Genomic DNA, 18,943 nt, shown 5'->3' with positions numbered 1-18,943 from the left:
ACGCTCACGACAACTGTTGCCCTGCGCATCATGGGAGGCACCTCCAGTGCTGGGACGCGACCCGCCCGCGGCCCGTTCCTCACAAGCGGTAGAAGGCACGGTAACGCCGGATCAGCCGCCATTGGACCACCACCGCCGCCACCGTCAGCAGGATCATCACCAGGGTCGCGGCCGCCGCGTAGCCATAGCGCAGATACTCGAAGCCGTTGCGGTAGACGAACAGCGACAGGTACGTGGTGGCGTACGGCGGTGGTCCGCCGTCGGTGACCACGAGCGCCGGCACGAAGGTGAAGTGCAGACTCTGCACGGCGTCGCGTACCAGCAGAAGCCCCAGCACCGGTGCCATCAACGGCAGGGTGACCCGGCGGAACACGTCCCAGCCGGTGGCGTCCTCCAGGGCCGCCATCTCGTAGACGTCGCGGGGCAGCGCCCGGCGCGCGGCCAGCAGCACCACGAACGTCTCGCCCATCGTGAACAGGCTCATCGCGATGATCGCGGCCCGGGCATCGGCCGGGTCGGTGAGCCACTGCGGCGGTGTGCGCCCCAGCATGGTCAGGCCGTTCTCGCCACCGCTGCGCAGGACCTGGTTGATCGGGCCGTAGAGCGGATTGAGCAGCCACAGCCACAGCAGTCCGTAGGCGATCTCCGGCACGGCGGTCGGCAGCATCGCCGCGCTGCGGGCGCTGCCCACCCCGAGCGCCCGGCGGTGCAGCAACAGCGCCAGGCCGAGCGCGAAAAGCACCCGCAACGGTACGGCGACCAGCGCGAACACCACCGAGTTGGTCAGGGCCACCCGGAAGATCGGGTCGTGGATCAGCTCGCTGAAGTTGCCGAACCCGGCCCACCTCGGCGGACGCAGCAGGTCGTACTCGGTGAAGGCCAGCGCCAGCGTGATCACGGCGGGCAGCAGGATCAGAGCCAAGAGACCGATCAGGTACGGCGTCAGCATCATCACCAGCTGACGGCGTGAACGCGAGTCCGGTCTCATGACGGGCTGTACCGCAGTCCACTGTCGGCGTGGAAGACGTGCACGTCCGCCCAGCGCACGTCCGCCCGTACCGCCGCGCCCCGGGCCGGCCGCCGATCAGCCGGCACCCTCGCGACGAGCCGTTGGCCACCGGTCAGAACGAGGTACGCGTACGCGTCCTCACCGACCACCTCGACCCGGTCCACGACGGCGGCGTTCCCGCCGGCCTCGTCGGCGGCGCCGTGCAGCGTGACGGCCCCCGGCCGGAACCCGATCTCCAGCTCCTCCGCTCCGGCCGGCCCGGGCGGGGCGCTGCCGGAGGGGGTGAACGGTCCCGACGCGGGGAGCAGGTTCATCGCCGGCGAGCCGACGAATCGGGCGACGAACGCGCTGGCCGGGCGGTGCCAGATCCGGTCGGGGGTGTCGATCTGCTCGATCCGGCCGTCGCGCAGCACGGCGATCCGGTCGGCGAGCACCAGCGCCTCGGTCTGGTCATGGGTGACGTGGACCATGGTCGCGCCCAGCCGGTCGTGCAGGGCGCGCAGCTCGGTGCGCATCTCGGTGCGCAGTGCGAGGTCGAGGTTGGACAGCGGCTCGTCGAGCAGGAACAGGTCCGGTTCGCGCACCAGCGCCCGGGCCAGCGCGACGCGTTGCCGCTCGCCGCCGGAGAGCTGCCCGGGCCGCCGCTCCAGCAGGGCCGCGCAGCCGACCGATTCGGCTGCCGCCCGGGCCCGTTGCCGGGCGACCACGCGCGGGGTGTCGCGTACCTCCAGGCCGAAGGCGATGTTGTCGGCCACGCTCAGGTGCGGGAACAGCGCGTAGGACTGGAAGACCATCGACACGTTGCGCCGGCCGGGGCGCTCGGTGGTGACGTCGCGCCCGGCGATGTGCACGCGCCCGGCGGTGACCGGTTCCAGGCCGGCCACCACCCGCAGCACCGTCGACTTGCCGGCCCCCGACGGCCCGAGCACCACCAGCAGTTCGCCGTGGGCCACGGTCAGGTCGATGCCGCGCAGCACCGGGGTGCGCCCGTACGCGGCCGAGACGCCCTCCAGCAGCAGCCCGGGATCGCTCACCCGTGCTCGCCGCGGGCGAACAACGGCCGGGTCTGCTCATCGAGATCACGGATCACGTCGTCGAGTTTGTCACCCCGGTACAGGGCGTTCTCCAGGATGCCGCCGGTGGCGTCCTCGATCTCCGGCCAGGTCGAGACGGTGGGCAGCGCCCGCACGGTCGGGATGGCGTCGAGGAAGACCTTGGCGCTGCGCGGCGGCTGGGCCGGGCCGAGGAACGCCGCCGAGGTCGACACCGCGATGTGCGAGGGCACGGTACGCCCGGTAGCCGCGATGATCTTCTGCCCCTCCGCGGCGATGGCGAACTCGAGGAACCTCCAGGCGGCGTCCTTGTTCTTCGACCCCCTGGTCATGCAGTACGCGTCGGAGTGCAGCACGCCGACCTGCTTGCGGTAGACCGGCAGCGGGGCGACGTCCCACTCGAAGTCGGTGATCGTGCGGAACGTGGTGGTGGCCCGGCGCGAGCTCAGCACCATGGCGAGGCGGCCGTTGGCGAACCGCGACTCGTCGTCCTCGGCCTCCACGTCCTCGTCGGTGGGCACCACGCCGTACGCCAGCCGCAGGTCGACGAGATTCTTGAGGGCTTCGCGAGCGGCCGGGGTGTCCAGGGTGAGCCGGGTCGGCCGGGCCGGGTCGTCGACGATCTCACCACCGTTGGACCAGACGAACGGGGCGAGCCGAATGATCGACGGCTCCACGCCGAGGCCGTACAGGGCGGGCCGCTGGGCGGCACCCTCGCTCTCCGTTCCCTTGATCACCCGGCCGGCGGGGTCCCGGGTCATCGCGGTCGCCGTGGTGATCATGTCGTTCCAGGTCCAGCCGGCTTTCGGCTCGGCCACGCCGTACTTCTGGAACAGGGTGCGGTTGTAGTAGACCGCGAGGCTGGAGACGTTCTGCGGCAGGCACAACTGCTTGCCGCCCCACTTGAAGGCGTCCATCGCCACCGGGTAGTAGTCGCCCGGGTCGATCGCCGGCGAGTCGGCGATCCGGCCGTCCAGCGGCTCGACGACGTCCTTGGCGGCGAACTGGCCGTAGAAGCGGTAATTCATCAGGAACACGTCCGGCGGGGCGCCGCCGGCCACCGAGGTGGCCAGCCGGGCCAGCAGATCCTTGCGGTCGCTGGCCTCCACCAGCTGCACGTCGGCGCCGGGCCGGGCCTTCTCGTACGCGTCGACGAGCGTCCGGTAGGCGGCCAGTTCCTCGGGGGCGCCGAAGACCAGCAACCGCACCGGCGCGCCGGCCGACGACGTGGACCCGGAGCCACAGCCCGTACCGGCGAGCATGGTGCACAGCAGCAGCGCCAGCAGCGCCTTGAGTCTCATCATCAGGTCCGTTCCGTCGGATCGTCGTGACGCAGGAATCGCCGCTGAGCCAGCACGAAGACGGCCAGCGCCGGTGCCGTGGCGAGCACCGCCCCGGCCAGGAAGACCGGGAAGTTGGTCGGGTCCAGCACCGACAGTGAGCGCAGCGCCAGCGGCAGGGTGAACAGGTCGCGGTCGTAGACGTAGACCAGGGGGTCGAGGAAGTTGGACCAGGTCAGCACGAACGTCAGGGCAGCGAGCCCGGCGGTCACCGGGCGGACCAGCGGCAGCGCGACCCGCCACCAGATCCGCACCGGCGAGAGGTCCTCGATGAGGCAGGCGTCGTAGAGCTCGCCCGGCAGCGCCCGGAAGGCCAGGTAGTACACCAGCACGTAGAGCGGCGAGGTGCCGAGCAGAGCCGGGGCGATCAGCGGCACCAGGGTGTCGGTGAGCCCGAGCAGCCGGAAGATCGCGAAGCGGGGCACGAGCAGGGCGGTGGCCGGCACCATCAGCGCGACGAGCGAGGCGGCCACGACGGTGGCGGTGACGCGGGGAGCCAGCCGGGCGAGGGCGAAGCCCGCCAGGGCCGCGACCAGCACGCTCAGCGGCACCGCGACGGCCGCCACCAGGACCGAGTTGAGCGAGGCGCGCAGCAGGCCGCCGAGCGCGGCGGCCTGCTGGTAACCGGCGGTGGACACCGGATCGGGCACCAGCTGCGGTGTCGGCGACGGCGGCAGCCCGGGCTGCGTGAACGATCCGGAGATCAGCAGCAGCAGCGGCGGGACGAAGACCAGGACGACGAAGACCGCGCCGAGGGTGCGCCAGGCGCGGCCGGCTGCCGCGGGCAGCGGTGAGGGGCCGCGCTTGCGGCCCCTCACCAGGTTGTCTCCGATGGCCGGCTACCGGAGCGACAACTGCCAGGCGCCGAGGCCGTGCGAGGCCGCGTACAGCACCCGCTCACCCGGTACCACGGTCAGTCCGGCGACCTCGACGTTCGGCATGCCGGTGGCCGCCTTGGCCCAGGTCGTACCGTCCCTGACCAGCCGCAGGACGCCGAAGTCGGAGGAGGCGTACAGGTCGCCGGTGACGTCGTCGCGGACCAGGTCCGTGATCGGCTGGTCGCCGAAGTTGTACGACCGGTCGGTCCAGGTCGCGGCGCCGGTGGCCGGCACCCGCACCTCGAACGCGTGCCCGGGCGTGGCCGGGGTGTTCGAGGAGAACCCGCTGTAGGAGACCCACGCCCGGGCCGGGTCGGCCGGGTCGATGTGGATGCTGGTGACGAACCGGTTCGGGGTGGTGGCGGTGTCGATCCGGGTCCAGGTGACCGCCGAGGCCGGCTCGGCGTCGACGTTGCGGCTCACGAACACCCGGCCGGTGCTGGTCGCGGCGTACGCGGTCGAGGAGTCCGAAGCCACCCGCTGGACCACCGAGACGGCGCCGCCGGCCCGGTCGCCGAGGGTCGCGGCGGTCAGCTGGGTGGTGCCCAGCGGCTCCCAGTCGCCGCACACCTCGTCGAAGGTGCCGGTCCAGCTGTTGCAGATCTCGTTGGCCTCTTCGATGCTCCGGTCGCCGAGGCCGAAGGTCTTGGTGCGGTACACGGTGCGCGCGGTGCCGGCGAACATCGTGCCGCTGACCTTCGGGTCGTTGATGACCGGGGCGTAGAACAGCGTGCCGGGCTGGCCGAAGATCGGGTCGGAGATGGTGATCCAGCTGCCGATGTCGCCGTTGTTGAAGTTCACCTCGGGCGAGGCGTCGAAGAAGGTGTGGAACCGGAACTCGGGCCGGCCCACGTCGAAGCCGGACGCGCCGCCGTCACCGATCATCGTGTTGACCCAGCGCTTGCGCTGACCCTTGTTCTCCCACGTGCCGTTGTCCTGGGTGCCGCCCTGCAACAGCTTGGGGTCGTGCGGGCTGGTCGACAGGCTGATGAACTGCAGCGTGGTCATGCCCTTGTTGATGCCGGTCAGCTTGGCCGGGATCTTCGACAGCATCTGCCGGCAGCGCTCCAGCTCGGCGGCTGTGGTGAACTCCCGGTCGGGGTTGTCGCACCAGCTCGACCGGTTGACGAAGGTGCCGCTGGAGCGCATCACGCCGCCGTCGTTGGCCTCGAAGAACTGGTACGGATTACGCGGGTGGGTGATCAGCGCGTGCTGGTCGGGGTGCAGGCCGTTGGGGTGCAGCTCGTCGGTGCCGTCGAAGGTCATGTCGGTGCCGCTGACCCCGGCGTCGGTGGACAGCACGACCGCCCGCTTGTGGGCGATGGTCTCGCCGTAGACGTACGAGCCGCCGGTGTAGACGATGTCCGGGTGCCCGGCCGGGGTGTGCACGAACAGGTCGTACCAGCACTGCCCGGTGCACTGGTTGTAGGTGGCGTAACCCGGGTCGGCCGGGTTCGAGCTGGTCAGGTCGGCGAAGGCCGGGGTGCCGGTGGCCACGTCGTCGCTGCGGAACAGCCGCGAGTACGGGGTGCCGGTGTTGCCCTCGTGCACGTACATCCGGGTCTTGCCGCCGGGCAGCGCGGCCACGTCGATCGCCGCGCGGGTCTGGATCACGGCCGCGTTCAGCGAGGGCTTGATCTGGGTCCAGGTCGCGCCGGCGTCGGGGGAGCGCCAGACACCGCGGGCGTAGGAGGAGGCGTAGACGACGTCGGAGTCACGCGGGTCCAGCTTGACGTGACGCACGCCGCGCGGCGAGCAGGTCGCGGTGTTGGCGAACTCCGCGGCGCTGCCGGTGCACTGGGCCGGGTCGGTCGAGCCGTTGTGGATGAACCTCCAGCTCGTGCCGCCGTCGGTGGACTTGTAGAGGCCCCACTTGGCGGCGTCCGGCACCGGCCGGGTCACCCCGGTGCAGCAGGAGCTCGACATGCCGCGCAGGGCGGTGGTGGTGGCCACGTACAGCGTCTTCGGATCGCCCGGCTTGATGGTGATCTCGCCGATGCCCTTGCCGTCCAGGGCGTCCTTGCCCAGCGGGCCCTTCCAGGTCACGCCGCCGTTGGTCGACTTGTACAGGCCGACGCCGGCGACGCAGCCGGAGCCGCAGATGTTCGCCTCGCCGGTGCCGGCGTAGACGGTCAGCCCGGTGCGGTCGTTGCGGTCGATGCGGACCGAACCGGCGGCGTTGATACCCAGCGGCCCGCCCAGGTAGAACCACTTGGGCTCGGCGGCCAGCACGTTCAGGGTGGCCCAGACGCCGCCACCGGCCGGGGTGACATAGGCCCGGCAGAGCAGGTTGTTGCAGTCCGGGGCGATGTCGATGGAGGTGACCCGGCCGCCCGCCACGTACTCGTTCGGCACGTAGTTGAACGAGTTGCGGAACTCGGTGAACGGGTACAGCGCCTCGCTGGGGCCGACGTTGGTCCACTTCCGGGCGGCGGCGCCGCGCAGGTTGCCGACAGCGCGCTTCTCAGCGGCCGCGTACGCCGCCTTCGACCTGTCCATCTGCTCGACGGAGATGGTGGCGGCCGGGTAGGCCCGTTCCAGGAACTCCTGCTGCCCGGCGACGCCGGGACCGTCCGGCGCCATGCCGTCGTTGCCCGGCACGGCCTGCAGCAGCTTCTGGTTGTGGGCGCCGAGCGCGCCGGGCATCTCGCCGCCGACGGCCACGGGAACCGGTACCTCGGCACCGGCGAAGTGGATCCCGGCGGCGCCGGTGGTCGCAAGAAGGGCGAGAACGGCAAGGCCTATGGAGAGCTGGCGAGGTCGGCGTTTCACGGGGTCCTCCGCACAAGAAGGCAACACTGCAGCACGGAGCCCTGATTGACTACCGTCGCTGGCAGCGGTCCAGGTTGGAATATCGCAGAGGGCCCACCCGTGGGCAATGCCCGACGGGAGAATGGAACCAGGCATGGGGATATTCGCATGTGTCCGATACGTTGCTCACCGGACACTTGCCTGAACACTCTTTCCGGTTCCGGCGAAGTAAGGGTGTGATGCACCCTGTGGAACAACCGGGCACCACGGGCTTGGATGCCGACGCTCACCTCGTCGAGCGGGACTTCACGGCGATCTTCGACCGGCACTATCGCACCATCTACGCGTACGTGGCGCGGCGGCTCGGCCCCGATCTGGCCGAGGACGTGGCGTCGGAGACGTTCCTGACCGCGTTCGATCGTCGGCATGCCTTCGATCCGGCCCGCGGTGACGCGCGGCCCTGGCTGTTCGGGATCGCCTCGAACCTGGTTGCCCGGCACGTCCGGGCCGAGTTGCGGCGCTACCGGGCGCTCGCCCGGGCCGGCGGGCAGCAGGCCGGCGAGGCCGACGGCCACGCCGACGCGGTCGCGGGACGGCTCGACGCGGCGGCCGTGCGGGGCCGGCTCGCCGAGGCCCTGCGGCGGCTGCCGGAACCGGTACGGGCCGTCCTGCTGCTGGTCGCCTGGGCCGGGCTCACCCAGCAGGAGGCCGCCGAGGCGCTGGGCATACCCGCGGGCACGGCCAGGTCCCGGCTGCACCGGGCACGACAGGACATGCGGCAGGCGCTGGGCGCCGAGATCGAGGTGGACGAATGATGGACGAGATCAGCATCCTGCGGGAGACCTTCGGCCCCGACCCGGAGCCGTCCCCGGCGGCCGAGCAGCGCGCCCGGAACGCCTTGCGGACCCGGATGGCCCCCCGGACCCGGGCCTCGTGGCGTCTGCGGGTCCCGATGGTCGTCGGTGTCGCCACGGCGGCGGCCGTCGTCGCGGCGGTCGCGATCGGCAACGCCGGTGGCGGGACCAGGGTGACGCCGCCGACCTCGGAGCAGCGGCCGGGCCACACCCAGGCGGTCGCGACCGTGCCGTACCTGCGCCCGGTCAACGCGGCACAGGTGCTGGAGAACGCGGCGTGGACGGTGGAGCAGGAGAAGTGGACCGATCCGGCCCCGACCCGGTTCATGTACGTCGAGACCCAGGAGATGCGCAACCCGCCGGCGTACGAGCAGAAGGCGCCGAACGGGGCGCTGCTGCCCGGCAAGGCCGAATACCGCAAGGTCCAGATGTGGAACCGGATCGACGGCCAGGTGCAGGCGTCGATGCGCAAGGGCAAGCTGGACGTGCTGCGGCAGGGCCAGGACGGTACGTATTTCGCCTTCGTCCCCTGGTCGCAGATCGTCAAGCTGACCACGCCCGAGGCGATCGCCGCGTACCTGAAGCATCCCGAGGGCGGGGTGATGGCGAGGCCCGACGCCCTGGCCGGCCAGTACGTGCTGCCGCCCGAGGTCAAAGCGGCCATCTTCCGCTACCTCGCCCAGCAGCCGGGCATGAAGGTGAACCCGGACGCGGTCAACCTCGACGGGCGTCCGGCGATCGGGCTCGGCCGGTTGGTGGAGGGTTATCTGTCGCAGGAGCTGCTGTTCGACAAGCAGACGTACACGCTGATCGGCGAGCGTCTGATCGCGGTCGAAGACGAGCGCGGCACCGGCGACGGGCGCAAGGGTGACCTGTACCGACAGGTGATCTATCGCAAGACGGCCATCGTCGACCGCCCGGGCGAGACCGGGTAGGCCCGAGCGCTCGGCCGGCTGCGCCGGGTTCAGCCGACGTCGGTGACGGTCAGCCGGCCGTCCGTCGTACCGCAGATCAGGGTGTCCGCGACGGCCGTGCAGCCCTGCGGGCCGACGGCCTCGACGATGCCGCGCAGCTGCAACCCGCCGGTCGCCAGGTCGATCCGGCCGGCCGCGGCCCGGCGCCCGTCCGGGGCCACCGGGCGCAGGTAGTACCCCGGGACGGAGCGGACGGCGTCCCGCACGGCGGTGCCCGCGCCGAGGGACAGCACGACGGTGCCCGTGGCGGTGTCGATCAGCGCATACCCGCTGTGGTCGCCGCTGGCGGCCAGCACCCGGTTCTGCCCGATGACCGGTACGGCGTCGACGAAGCCGGCCGCACGCCAGCGGGCGGCGCCGGTGTCCGGGTCAAGCCCGACAGTCGCGGTGCCGTCGGTGAAGCACAGCACGACGCCGCACGCGCGGGCCGCCGGCCCGGTCACGATCTCGTCGGTCGCTGACTGCGCGTACCGCCAGCGCTGCCGCAGGCTGTCCAGGTCGTACGCGGTAACCACCGCCCGGTCGGTCTCCATCCGGTTGACGAACAGCAGGCCGGACTCGGCCACCAGGCCGTTGCGGACGGGTACGCCGCTGCCGTTCTCCACGCGGCCCTGGGACAGCAGAGCTCCGTCGCTCAGGCGCAGCACCTGGACCCGGCCGTCCGGGGTGGCGGCCACGATCCGCTGCCGTTCGGGACCGACGACCGCCCAGGTCTCGTCACCCTCGATCGCCCGCGACCAGATCCGGCTGCCGTCGGCCATCCGTACCAGGACCAGCGTCCGGTCCGGCTGCCTGAGCAGCGCGGTCCCGGGCGTGGCGGACACGATGTCGCCGGGCAGCCGCCACATCTCTGCCCCCGTACGCGGATCGAGCGCGACCGTCCCCTGCAGCAGGATCGGGACCAGCACCGCACCGGGCACCCGGGCCGTCATCCGGCCGCGCGGCCGCGGCAGCCCTTTCGACCAGCGGACCGCCCCGCTGCCCAGCTCGTACGCCGTGACCTGGGAGCCCACGTTGATGGACTGGACGAACACCGTGTCGCGGGCCGCGTCGGCCAGGCTGGTCGGACTGAAGGCGACGCTCCACCGGGGCCCGATCACGGCGGACCCGGAGACAGCCGAGCCGGTGAGCGTCGCCGCACAGAGCACGACCACGGCGGCCGCCGCCCAGCGCACGACGACGCGGTGATCAAGAACGCGTCGTGCCGGCGCCCTCGCGGCGGAGCCGGGATCACCCAGCTCGATGATGGTCATGACGATCTCATTCCCTCATCCAACACCCCGGCGTTCACGCACCGGTACCCGTCGACCGCACGGTTGGGCAGTATGCGCCACGGCCGGCGCGTGAGAGCAGCGCCGGCCGTCGTCGGATCACACCGAGCGGCGTTGCTCGTGGGCGTCGGTGGGGTCACTCTCCAGCGGTGCGTCGGTGGGATCGTCGCTGCGGTCGACCACGGGCATGTGCTGTTCGATGACGTCGGCCTCGGCGGCCTCCATCGGTACGGCGTCAAGGTCGAGGTTCGCCGTGCTCATCGTCGGTGATTCGTCGGTCGAGCCGGCTGCCGCGGCGCCGGCGGCAGCTTTCGGGCGTCGGTTCCGCGGCCGGCGCGGCTTGTCACTGGTGGCCGCCGGGGCTGGTCGCTCGATGGGGGCCACCTCGGCCGGCGGCACGGCTACGCCGGCCTCGGGCTGAGGCAGAACCTGTGGTTTCTGCTCGGCTGACGGCCCGCCGGGGCGGGCGCTCACTGTACGGACGGCGGCGGCGATCCGTTCGTACTGCTCTCGCCCGGCGCGCGCACCCAGCACGTACCCCGTGGCCAAGCCGGCGGCCAGTTTGACGATTCTCATGTGAAGGTTCTCCATCTACTCGGTCGTGGGTCATGATCAGGCCTGTGGCTCATGGCATCGCCGAGCGTGACGGCGGGGCGGTGCCGCCCTGCGGTTCGCTCACGTGCATGAGTGCGGCGATGGCTGACCGGTCCGCCTCCGACGGCAGACCCCAGCCGGGCTCATAGCCGTACACCTGGTCCAGGCCGGTGGCCGCGGTGCGGCCGTCGAGAATCTCCACGGAGCCGGTATCGATCAGCCCGGGATGTTCGACGCCGCACGCTTCGGCGACCTTGAGCAGGTCGCGGCGCAGGGTCTTGATGTAGTTGGCCGCGCGCACGCTCTTGAGCGCGGGGTCCAGTCCTCGGGTGAGCCAGGGGTTCTGGGTGGCGACACCGGTCGGGCACGTGTCGGTGTGGCACTTCTGCGCCTGGATGCAGCCGATCGCCAGCATGGCCTCCCGAGCCACGTTGACCATGTCGCAGCCGAGCGCGAACGCGACCACGGCGTTGTCGGGCAGCCCGAGCTTGCCGGCGCCGATGAACACCACCTGCTCGTGCAGGCCGCGCTGGGCGAACATGGCGTACACCCGGGCGAAGCCGACCTGGAACGGCAGTGACACCGTGTCGGTGAAGATCAGCGGCGCCGCACCGGTGCCGCCCTCACCGCCGTCGATGGTCACGAAGTCGACGCCGCGCCCGGTCGTCGCCATCAGCGAGGTGAGCTCGTCCCAGAAGTCGAGGTCGCCGACCGCCGACTTGATGCCGACCGGCAGGCCGGTTTCCGAAGCCAACAGTTCCACCCAGTCGAGCAGGCTGTCGGTGTCGGCGAACTCGGCGTGCCGCGACGGGCTCACGCAGTCGACGCCCTGGGTGATGCCGCGGGTGGCGGCGATCTTCGCCGACACCTTCGCGGCCGGCAGCAGCCCGCCGAGGCTGGGCTTGGCGCCCTGGCTGAGCTTGATCTCCAGGGCGCGCACCGGGGCGCCGGCCACCAGATCCTTGAGCCGCCGCAGGTCGAAGCGGCCGTGCTCGTCGCGGCAGCCGAAGTACGCGGTGCCGATCTGGAAGACGAGATCGCCGCCGTGCCGGTGGTACGGCGACAGCCCGCCCTCGCCGGTGTTCTGCAGGCAGCCGGCCAGCGCCGCGCCCTTGTTCAGCGCTTCGATCGCGTTGCCGGACAGCGCGCCGTAGCTCATGCCGGAGATGTTGACGACCGAGGGCGGCCGGAACGCCCGCGCTCGGCCGCGGGCTGCGCCGAGGACCTTGGCGCACGGTACGGACGCCTCGTACCCGGCCGTCGGCGCCGACTGGGGCACCGCCCGCCCGAACGTGCGGTGCTTGATGATCGGATACCCAGGGGTGTATTCGATGTCGTTGTCGGTCCCGAAGCCGAAGTAGTTGTTCTCCTTCTTCGCCGACGCGTAGACCCAGCGCCGCTGATCGCGGGTGAACGGCCGCTCCTCGTTGTTGCCGGCCACCACGTACTGCCGCAGCTCGGGACCGATGGCCTCGATGAGGTACCGGCCGTGGCCGATGACCGGGAAGTTGCGCAGCAGGGCGTGGTCGCGCTGCAGCAGGTCACGGACGGCGACCGCCGCCAACGCTGACACTGCGGCCGCCGCGGCGCCGATGCCCACCTTCATGCCGGATCATGTTGCCTCCAGCACGGATGCTAAACAGCCACTGGCCAACCACTCGTGGTCAGGAGTGTCCGGTTCCCGTCCGGGTCGGCATCGGATAGGCGCGGCCGAACGGATCCGGTAGTTCCCGCCAGGCGTCCGGTCCGCGGGAGAGCTCCTCGTCGGTGAGCAGGCATCGGGTGATGGTCCGGTGCAGGCGTACCGGGTCGAGGTCGATGCCGATGAAGGCGAGGCTGTGGTGCCGGTCGCCGTAGTAGGGGTCCCAGTCGACGGCGGCCGCGAGGCGGCGCTCGGCGTCGACGGTGTCCCAGTGCTCATCGGGCACGTCTGCGAGCCATCCGCCGGCCGGGCCGAGGCTCAGGCCGCCGGCGGATTCCCAGGTCATGACGAGGTCGGGGCGGCTGGCGAGCCAGACGTGCCCGCGGGAGCGCAGCACCCGGCCGGTGATCTCGTCCAGGGCGTCATGCAGCCGTCCGGGGTGCAGGGGCCGGCGCGCGCGGAAGACGCAGGCGGTCACGCCGTGCTCGGGGAGGGGTTCGTGGACTCCCACGGCGTACCCGCGCAGGCCCCGGGTGAGCGGCGCGACGGGTTCGAGCCGTTCGGTCACCGGCAGGCGCGCATCCTCGAGGTTGCGATGCTGCGACCACGGCGCGATCCGGCGCAGGAGCACGCGCAGTTGCTCGGTCTCCCACGCGTCGTCACCGTCGGCCTGTCCGATGAGCAGGACGGTGTCGGCCTGTTCCAGTTGCCGGGCCACCAGGTCGCCGATGCTGCGTCCGTCGGCGGGGTCCTGGTGCGGGTCGATCGCGTGCAGGACTGTCTCATCGGTGAGGCCGTCCAGCAGGAGGTCGGCGGGCACCACGGTGGTCACCTGCACTGTTCCCGGTCCGGGGCGCGCCCGCCGGGCGGTGCGGATCTGGTCCGGTTCGATCGACTCCGGCAGGATGACGAGCAGGCCGGGTCCGTCGTCACGGGACGATTCGGCGTACAGATCGGCCAGCAGGGCGGCGGCGGGGTCGCCGCCGGCCGGAATCTCGCCGCGATCGCATCTGCTCAGCACTCCGGGCCGGATGGCCCGGTAGTGCAGCAGCCGCAGGCCGGGGTGGTCGGCCAGCAGCGTCCGGGCCGCTTCGGCGGTCGCGTGCGGCCAGAAGCCGCACAGCATGGCAACGAGCACGGTTACTCCTCAGTGCCGGCGTCAGGTGCGTGAAAGGGACAGGCGGGCGAGCACACCGTGGCGTGGTGCCACGAGGTTGGCGACGAGGAAGGCCGCGGTCAGAGTGAGCACGATGGTGCCGCCGACCGGCAGGTCCCAGGACCACGAGAGGTAGAGGCCGATCACGGCGCAGCCGGCGCCGATGGCCGGGGCCAGCATCATCATCGCGCTCAGCCGGTCGGTGAGCAGCCGGGCGGTCGCCGCCGGGGTGATCAGCAGGGCGAGGACCAGGATGTTGCCGATGGTCTGCACGGCCATCACCACCGCCAGGGTGACGAGCACGTAGAGCAGCAGGTCCAGCCAGAAGACGCGCAAGCCGAGGGCGCGGGCCATCTCCCGGTCCAGGGTGACGGCGACGAACTCCTTGTGCAGGAGCAACACGGCGAACAGCACGGCGATGGTGGTGCCGCCGACGACGTACAGGTCGCGGTCGGGGATGCCGGTGATGGAGCCGAACAGGAACTGCTGCAGCGATCCGGCGTAGCCGGGCGCCCGCGAGATGATCACGATGCCGAGGGCGAACGCGGCGACGAAGAAGATCCCGATGACGGAGTCCTCCTTGAGCCGCCGGTTCTGGGCGAACACGGTGACCAGCAGGGCGGTGACCACGCCGGCGACGGTGCCGCCGACGACCAGGCTGCCGGAGAACAGGAACGCGATGGCGAGCCCGGGAAACACCGCGTGGGCGACGGCGTCGCCGATGAAGGCCATGCCGCGCAGCACGACGTAGCAGCCGACGACACCGCACATGATCGCGGCGAGGGTGGCGATGATCAGCGCCTTGGGCAGGAAGGCCAGATCCGGATTGGCCAGGTCGGCGAGGAACTGCAGTGGGGACACGTCACGCTCCGGCCGGCGTCAGGGAGAGGGCTTTGAGCAGGTGGCTACCGGGGCCGACCTCGAAGGTCTCCATCCAGACGGCCGGGTCCTTGAGGTCAGCCGCGGGGCCGGTGGCGATGACGGTGCGGTTGAGCAGGATCAGCGTGTCGCAGGTGTACGCGGCAGCGGCCAGGTCATGGGTGGCCATCACCACGGCCCGCTCCTTCGCCAAGGTGGTGAACAGCTCGGTGAGGTTCTCCTGGGCCGGCATGTCGAGACCGGTGAACGGTTCGTCGAGCAGCAGCACCGGCGGTGACACCACGAGGGCGCGAGCCACGAGCACCCGCTGGCGCTGGCCCCCGGAGAGCTCGCCGACCGGACGTTTGCGCAGGTCGGTTAGTTGTACCCGGTCGAGGGCGGCCCAGACGGCCTGCCAGTGGGCCACGCTCGGGCGGCGGAACAGGCCGATCCGCCGGACCAGGCCGCTGAGCACGGCGTCCTCCACGCTGGCGGGAAAGTCCCAGCTGAATTCGTGACGCTGGGGGACGTAGCCGGCACCGGAGCTGATCACCGTTCCGCCGCGCAGCGGGATCAGCCCGAGAGCAGCGCGGATCAGGGTGGTCTTGCCGGCGCCGTTGGGGCCGAGCAGCGCGGCGAACTCGCCGGTGTCCACACGCAGGTTCACGTCCCGCAGTACGGGCCGGCCACCGAGGTCGGCGTTGACCGCGATCATCTCCAGAGCGGCGGTCATCGGCCGGCCTCGCGTTCGGCGCGACGGCGCACGGTGGCCTGCCGCCAGATCAGCACCGCGATGAGCAGAGCGGCCAGTAGGCCTCCAGCGGCCAGGGCTGGGAGGTAGCCCGTACCCGAGGAGGTTTCGCCGGCCGCCGGTGCCGCGGCCGGGGCCGAGCCGGACGGCAGTGGGGCGGTGAAGGCGGCGTTCAGCGCCTTGTCCGGGTCGGTGGCGTCGCCGACGGCCAGGCGCAGGACGGTGCTGCCGCTGACGGTGGAGCCGTCGGCCAGATCGGCGGAGATGTCGACGGCGACCAGGTACGTGCCGGGTTGGCTGAAGACCCAGTTGGCGTGGGTGTGGGTGTTGGTCTCCACCCAGATCGGCTGTGGGTACGGCTGGGCCGAACTCCAGAGGACCTGCGGGGCGCCGAGATTGCCGGCCTGCAGGAAGACGGTGACGTCGCCGGGTCCCTGCACGCCGCGCAAGGACATGGTGACACCGCGGTCTATCGCGTCGAGGACGCCGGGATCCTGGGTGTTCCAGCCGATCCAGACGACGCCCTGCTTCTCGGTCTGCGGGACGACGTGCACCTCGGCGCCAGGCCGGGCGCCGAGGAACGCGTAGGCCTGGTCGTCCGGGACCGGCTGGCGGGCGGTGTCACGCACCCGCAGGACGGTGTCGGCCGGTTCCCGCCACACCGAGGGGACGGCGTGGTCGTCGTGGATCTGGATGGTCCACTTGCCGTCGCGGTAGCGGGGACCGATGTCGACGTGGCCGGTCTCCAGGACGGCCCGGCCGATGGCCTGGCCCTGGTTCGCGTCAAGCGTCTGGTCCGGGCCGCTGCTCGGTGGGGGCACCGTCGGCGTGGTGGCGAGCAGGGCGGCGGTGACCGCCGTGGCGATGTGGGTCAGCAAGAGAGGTTTCCTCAGGTCAGGCAGCGGTGGAGGGAGTCGGCGTTGAAGCGCATCATCGCCACGTAGGTGGTCACCCGGTCGTCGAAGGCGTCGCCGTAGATGTCGCAGACCCGCACGTCGTTCTCGCGCGCCACCTCGACCAGCGTCGATGGGTGGGCACGCAGGTTCGGTTCCAGGAAGACCGCTCTGACGTGCAGGTTGCGCAGCGTCTCGGTGAGCCGGCGACGGTCGGCCAGGCTCGGCTCGACCGCCGGGTTTCCGGTGACGAAACCGGCGACCGGGATGCCGTACGCCTTCGCCAGGTAGGCGAAGGCGTCATGGGTGGTCACCAGATGCCGGTTCGCCGCCGGCACCGCGTCGATCCGCTGCTGGACGTACGTGTCGAGGGCGCTGAGCTCGGTCAGGTACCGATCGGCATTGGCCCGGAAGTCGGCGGTGCCCCGCGGGTCGGCGGCGATCAGGCTGTCGCGGATCAGTTCGGTGTAGGCCTGGGCGTTGCGGACGTCCTGCCACAGGTGGGGGTCGATCTCACCGTGCACGTGCCGGCCGAGGACGGCCTGCGGCAGTTGATGGATCTGGGTGCCGGGCCGGCCGAGGAACCGGAAGCCGGGCCCGGCGGGCACCTCACGCAGGGCTTTGGCCGGGACTTCGATCACCGTACGGGTGGGATCGTGCCGCTGTCCGCCGTGCTCTTCGTCGGCCAGCAGAACGATCTCTCCGGTGTCGATGTCGGTGGTGACGTCGGTGTGGCCGTCGCGCAGCACGGTGGCACCGGCGATGACCGAGTGCGGGTCGACGCCCACCGCGAACGTGAGGGTTTGTGCAGCGATCCGTACCGGTCTGCTGTCGGTGGTCACTGCCAGTTCGGCTCGTAGCGTCAGCCGATAGACCCCAGGTTCGGTGAACGCCCAGCTCATATGGGTATGGGCGGCCGGCGGCAGGTTCATGGTGTCGTCGCGGTAGCCGTTGGTGGGGTCGAAGCCGTCGCCGGAGTCCAGGAAGGTGTCCGGATTTCCGAACGACTCGGTGAGGTACGCGATCATCCGGCCGGGTCCCGTGACGTTCGTCGCGGAGAGGTGGATGTCGGAGGAGCGGGTGACGCCATGGCGTTCACCGCCGCCCTGGGCGCGCAGGCCGAGCCAGACGGTGTCCAGGGAGACGTCCTCGACCAACGGGATGATCTCGGCGGCGTACTTGGTGGCCCCCTCGGCCAGCGAGATCTGCTCGACGCCGTCGGGCAGGTTGGCGTCCAGCGCCTTGATCACGCTCTGCGCCTCCAGCAGCAGGTAGTTGCTGAAGGCGACGTCGGCGTAGACGATGTTGCGCACGTCGCGCAGGGTGGGCTCGTAGGCGTGCGCGTCGGCGTTGTCGGGGACGATCGCGTCGACCAGCACCCGGTCGCCGCCGACGTTGCGGACCAGGTCGGCGAGGAGGCCGGTGGTGGTGACGACCTGGACGCGGTGATCGGCGTCGGTGAGGGCGGGCGGCGCCGCGCATCCGGCGAGGGCGAGGGCGGCCAGCAGCGCTACCGGCTTTCGGGTCATCAGTATTCTCCCAGGTGGGCCCGCTCCAATTTCGGTGGAGCGGGCCCACCCTGCTCACGGCAGCGTTACGGCAGGACGGTGAAGGTGAAGGCCTGCACTCCGGTGGTGATGGTCGCTCCGGTGGACAGCAGCTTGCCGGTCACCTCGAAGTTGACGGTGTAGGTGCCGGCCTGGGTGAAGCCCCAGCTGGCGTGGGCGTGCGCGTTGTAGGTGACGGTCCGGGTGTCCGGCAGGCCGTCGCTGGAGTCGAACAGCCTTGTCGGGGTGCCGGACGAGACGGTGTAGACGCTGACGTGCCCGGGGCCGCTGAAGCTGTTCAGCCGGAACGTCACGGAGTTCGCCTGGAAGACGCCGGAGGGAACCTCCGTGGTGTTCCAGCCGGCCCAGAGCAGCCCGCTGGTGTTGCCCTGCGGCAGCACCCAGGCGGTACCACCCGCGCTGCCGAGGAACGACCACGCGCTGCCGGCCGGCACGGTGATCTTCGCGGCCGCCGGCACCTGGAGGACCACGTCGGCGGGGGCGTGTTCGACCAGAGCTCCGCTGGTGCTGTCGCCGACGTTCAGGGTCAGCGTGCCGGGGGCGGTGTAGTCGACGTCGAGGACGTCGACGTGGCCGCTGGTCAGCGTGGTGGCCGCGTACGCCGGGGATCCGGCCGCCACCACCAGGGCGCAGGAGAGCACGGTTGCGGTCAGGATGCGCTTCACGGCTGCACCACGACCTTGTAGACGGCCGCGCCGGAGGTCACGGTGGTGCCGTCGGTCAGCGTTCCGGTGGCCTTGACCTTGATGAAGTAGACGCCGGCCTTCGAGAACGCCCAGCTGGCGTGCAGGTGCGAACCGGCATCGAGGGCCACCGCGTCGGGCAGGCCGTCAGCGCTGTTCACCAGAACGTCCGGATTGCCGACCGCGTCCTCGGTGAAGACCGCGAGACGGCCGGGGCCGTTGACCTTCTGCACCGCCAGAGTGACTGTGTCGCCGGCGAAGACGCCGGCTTCGATCTCCTCGGTGGCGATGCCGGGCCAGAGCAGCTCCTCGTTCTGGATCTCGGGGAGGATCCACGTCGGGGCCCCGGCGGTGCCGAGGAAGCCGAAGGCGGGATTGTCGGGGACGGTGGTCCGGGCGGCCCTCTTGACGAGGAAGACGACGTCGTCGACCTCGCGTTCCACGTCGGGTTCGACGGTCTCGTCGTGGACGCCGATCTCCAGGGCGCCGTCCTCGTAGGTGAGGTCGACGATGTCGACGTGGCCGGCGCTCAGCACCACGGTGTCGGCGGCCTGGGCGGGCAGGGCGGTGCCCAGCAGGGCAGCGGCGAGGAAGCCGCTGCCGAGCAGCAGTCGAAGCGGTTGACGCAAGGGAGTCTCCTCAAACTTGTCCGGAACCGATGAACCGGAT

17 protein-coding genes are annotated in these 18,943 nt (G+C 71.1%); 2 read left to right on the top strand and 15 right to left on the bottom strand.

All coding sequences use genetic code 11. The features are described from left to right. Positions 1-79: 79 nt before the first annotated feature. From ACZ6S4_RS00815 to ACZ6S4_RS00795, 5 genes are read right to left on the bottom strand one after another with little or no spacing between them, the layout of a single operon-like run. A complete protein-coding gene (locus tag ACZ6S4_RS00815; protein ID WP_465473478.1) occupies positions 80-949 on the bottom strand; it encodes a carbohydrate ABC transporter permease in 870 nt (289 codons plus the stop codon). A 35-nt stretch (positions 950-984) separates the two neighbouring features. Beyond that, the gene (locus ACZ6S4_RS00810) at positions 985-2,043 is read right to left on the bottom strand and encodes an ABC transporter ATP-binding protein (protein WP_465472859.1); all 1,059 of its coding nucleotides are present in this window, start codon (positions 2,041-2,043) and stop codon (positions 985-987) included. After that, complete coding sequence (locus ACZ6S4_RS00805) at positions 2,040-3,365, bottom strand: ABC transporter substrate-binding protein (protein WP_465472858.1); 1,326 nt, start codon at positions 3,363-3,365, stop codon at positions 2,040-2,042. Before ACZ6S4_RS00805 ends, ACZ6S4_RS00810 begins: the two co-directional genes overlap by 4 nt. Further along, positions 3,365-4,219 carry a carbohydrate ABC transporter permease gene (locus tag ACZ6S4_RS00800; RefSeq protein ID WP_465472857.1) on the bottom strand — a complete coding sequence of 285 codons (855 nt, stop codon included), beginning with the start codon at positions 4,217-4,219 and terminating at the stop codon, positions 3,365-3,367. The genes ACZ6S4_RS00805 and ACZ6S4_RS00800 overlap by 1 nt, the downstream gene beginning before the upstream one ends. Before the next feature lie 21 nt (positions 4,220-4,240). Continuing rightward, entirely contained in the window at positions 4,241-7,051 is a 2,811-nt protein-coding gene (locus ACZ6S4_RS00795; RefSeq protein ID WP_465472856.1) for a WD40/YVTN/BNR-like repeat-containing protein, read from the bottom strand. A 251-nt stretch (positions 7,052-7,302) separates the two neighbouring features. Between ACZ6S4_RS00795 and ACZ6S4_RS00790 the strand changes: the two genes are divergently transcribed. Both ACZ6S4_RS00790 and ACZ6S4_RS00785 read left to right on the top strand, forming a co-directional pair. Beyond that, positions 7,303-7,845: an RNA polymerase sigma factor gene (locus ACZ6S4_RS00790; RefSeq protein ID WP_465472855.1), complete on the top strand. Its 543-nt coding sequence runs from the start codon at positions 7,303-7,305 to the stop codon at positions 7,843-7,845. Beyond that, entirely contained in the window at positions 7,842-8,819 is a 978-nt protein-coding gene (locus ACZ6S4_RS00785) for a hypothetical protein (protein ID WP_465472854.1), read from the top strand. The genes ACZ6S4_RS00790 and ACZ6S4_RS00785 overlap by 4 nt, the downstream gene beginning before the upstream one ends. 29 nt (positions 8,820-8,848) lie before the next feature. Here the strand turns inward: ACZ6S4_RS00785 and ACZ6S4_RS00780 are convergent, their stop codons facing one another. The 10 genes from ACZ6S4_RS00780 to ACZ6S4_RS00735 form a co-directional block, all read right to left on the bottom strand. Continuing rightward, positions 8,849-10,111, bottom strand: a complete 1,263-nt coding sequence (locus tag ACZ6S4_RS00780) for an outer membrane protein assembly factor BamB family protein (protein ID WP_465472853.1) — start codon at positions 10,109-10,111, stop codon at positions 8,849-8,851. Positions 10,112-10,228: 117 nt separating this feature from the next. After that, on the bottom strand, positions 10,229-10,705 hold the full coding sequence (locus tag ACZ6S4_RS00775) for a hypothetical protein (RefSeq protein WP_465472852.1): 477 nt from the start codon (positions 10,703-10,705) through the stop codon (positions 10,229-10,231). 49 nt (positions 10,706-10,754) lie between these two features. Continuing rightward, the gene (locus tag ACZ6S4_RS00770) at positions 10,755-12,329 is read right to left on the bottom strand and encodes an FMN-binding glutamate synthase family protein (protein ID WP_465472851.1); all 1,575 of its coding nucleotides are present in this window, start codon (positions 12,327-12,329) and stop codon (positions 10,755-10,757) included. 58 nt (positions 12,330-12,387) lie between these two features. Next, positions 12,388-13,503 (bottom strand): GTP-binding protein, encoded by a 1,116-nt coding sequence (locus ACZ6S4_RS00765; RefSeq protein WP_465472850.1) that lies wholly within the window; start codon positions 13,501-13,503, stop codon positions 12,388-12,390. Positions 13,504-13,524: 21 nt separating this feature from the next. After that, the gene (locus tag ACZ6S4_RS00760; protein ID WP_465472849.1) at positions 13,525-14,382 is read right to left on the bottom strand and encodes an anchored repeat-type ABC transporter permease subunit; all 858 of its coding nucleotides are present in this window, start codon (positions 14,380-14,382) and stop codon (positions 13,525-13,527) included. 1 nt (position 14,383) lies between these two features. After that, entirely contained in the window at positions 14,384-15,112 is a 729-nt protein-coding gene (locus ACZ6S4_RS00755; RefSeq protein ID WP_465472848.1) for an anchored repeat-type ABC transporter ATP-binding subunit, read from the bottom strand. Further along, a complete protein-coding gene (locus ACZ6S4_RS00750) occupies positions 15,109-16,008 on the bottom strand; it encodes a choice-of-anchor M domain-containing protein (protein WP_465472847.1) in 900 nt (299 codons plus the stop codon). The genes ACZ6S4_RS00755 and ACZ6S4_RS00750 overlap by 4 nt, the downstream gene beginning before the upstream one ends. 11 nt (positions 16,009-16,019) lie before the next feature. After that, complete coding sequence (locus ACZ6S4_RS00745; protein WP_465472846.1) at positions 16,020-17,552, bottom strand: anchored repeat ABC transporter, substrate-binding protein; 1,533 nt, start codon at positions 17,550-17,552, stop codon at positions 16,020-16,022. A 65-nt stretch (positions 17,553-17,617) separates the two neighbouring features. Beyond that, positions 17,618-18,256, bottom strand: coding sequence for a choice-of-anchor M domain-containing protein (locus ACZ6S4_RS00740; protein WP_465472845.1), 639 nt, complete (start codon positions 18,254-18,256; stop codon positions 17,618-17,620). Next, positions 18,253-18,903 carry a choice-of-anchor M domain-containing protein gene (locus ACZ6S4_RS00735; protein WP_465472844.1) on the bottom strand — a complete coding sequence of 217 codons (651 nt, stop codon included), beginning with the start codon at positions 18,901-18,903 and terminating at the stop codon, positions 18,253-18,255. The genes ACZ6S4_RS00740 and ACZ6S4_RS00735 overlap by 4 nt, the downstream gene beginning before the upstream one ends. Between the last annotated feature and the right edge of the window lie 40 nt (positions 18,904-18,943).

The organism is Actinoplanes sp. NPDC051405, from assembly GCF_055586185.1.
The sequence above is the reverse complement of the archived record's forward strand: the minus strand, read 5'-3'. Positions and strand labels throughout refer to the sequence as shown.

Coding starts and splice junctions, on each gene's coding strand:
- ACZ6S4_RS00815 (WP_465473478.1), bottom strand. CDS start 949: ATGCTGACGCCGTACCTGATCGGTCTCTTGGCTCTGATCCTGCTGCCC.
- ACZ6S4_RS00805 (WP_465472858.1), bottom strand. CDS start 3,365: ATGATGAGACTCAAGGCGCTGCTGGCGCTGCTGCTGTGCACCATGCTC.
- ACZ6S4_RS00785 (WP_465472854.1), top strand. CDS start 7,842: ATGATGGACGAGATCAGCATCCTGCGGGAGACCTTCGGCCCCGACCCG.
- ACZ6S4_RS00780 (WP_465472853.1), bottom strand. CDS start 10,111: ATGACCATCATCGAGCTGGGTGATCCCGGCTCCGCCGCGAGGGCGCCG.
- ACZ6S4_RS00775 (WP_465472852.1), bottom strand. CDS start 10,705: ATGAGAATCGTCAAACTGGCCGCCGGCTTGGCCACGGGGTACGTGCTG.
- ACZ6S4_RS00770 (WP_465472851.1), bottom strand. CDS start 12,329: ATGAAGGTGGGCATCGGCGCCGCGGCGGCCGCAGTGTCAGCGTTGGCG.
- ACZ6S4_RS00755 (WP_465472848.1), bottom strand. CDS start 15,112: ATGACCGCCGCTCTGGAGATGATCGCGGTCAACGCCGACCTCGGTGGC.
- ACZ6S4_RS00745 (WP_465472846.1), bottom strand. CDS start 17,552: ATGACCCGAAAGCCGGTAGCGCTGCTGGCCGCCCTCGCCCTCGCCGGA.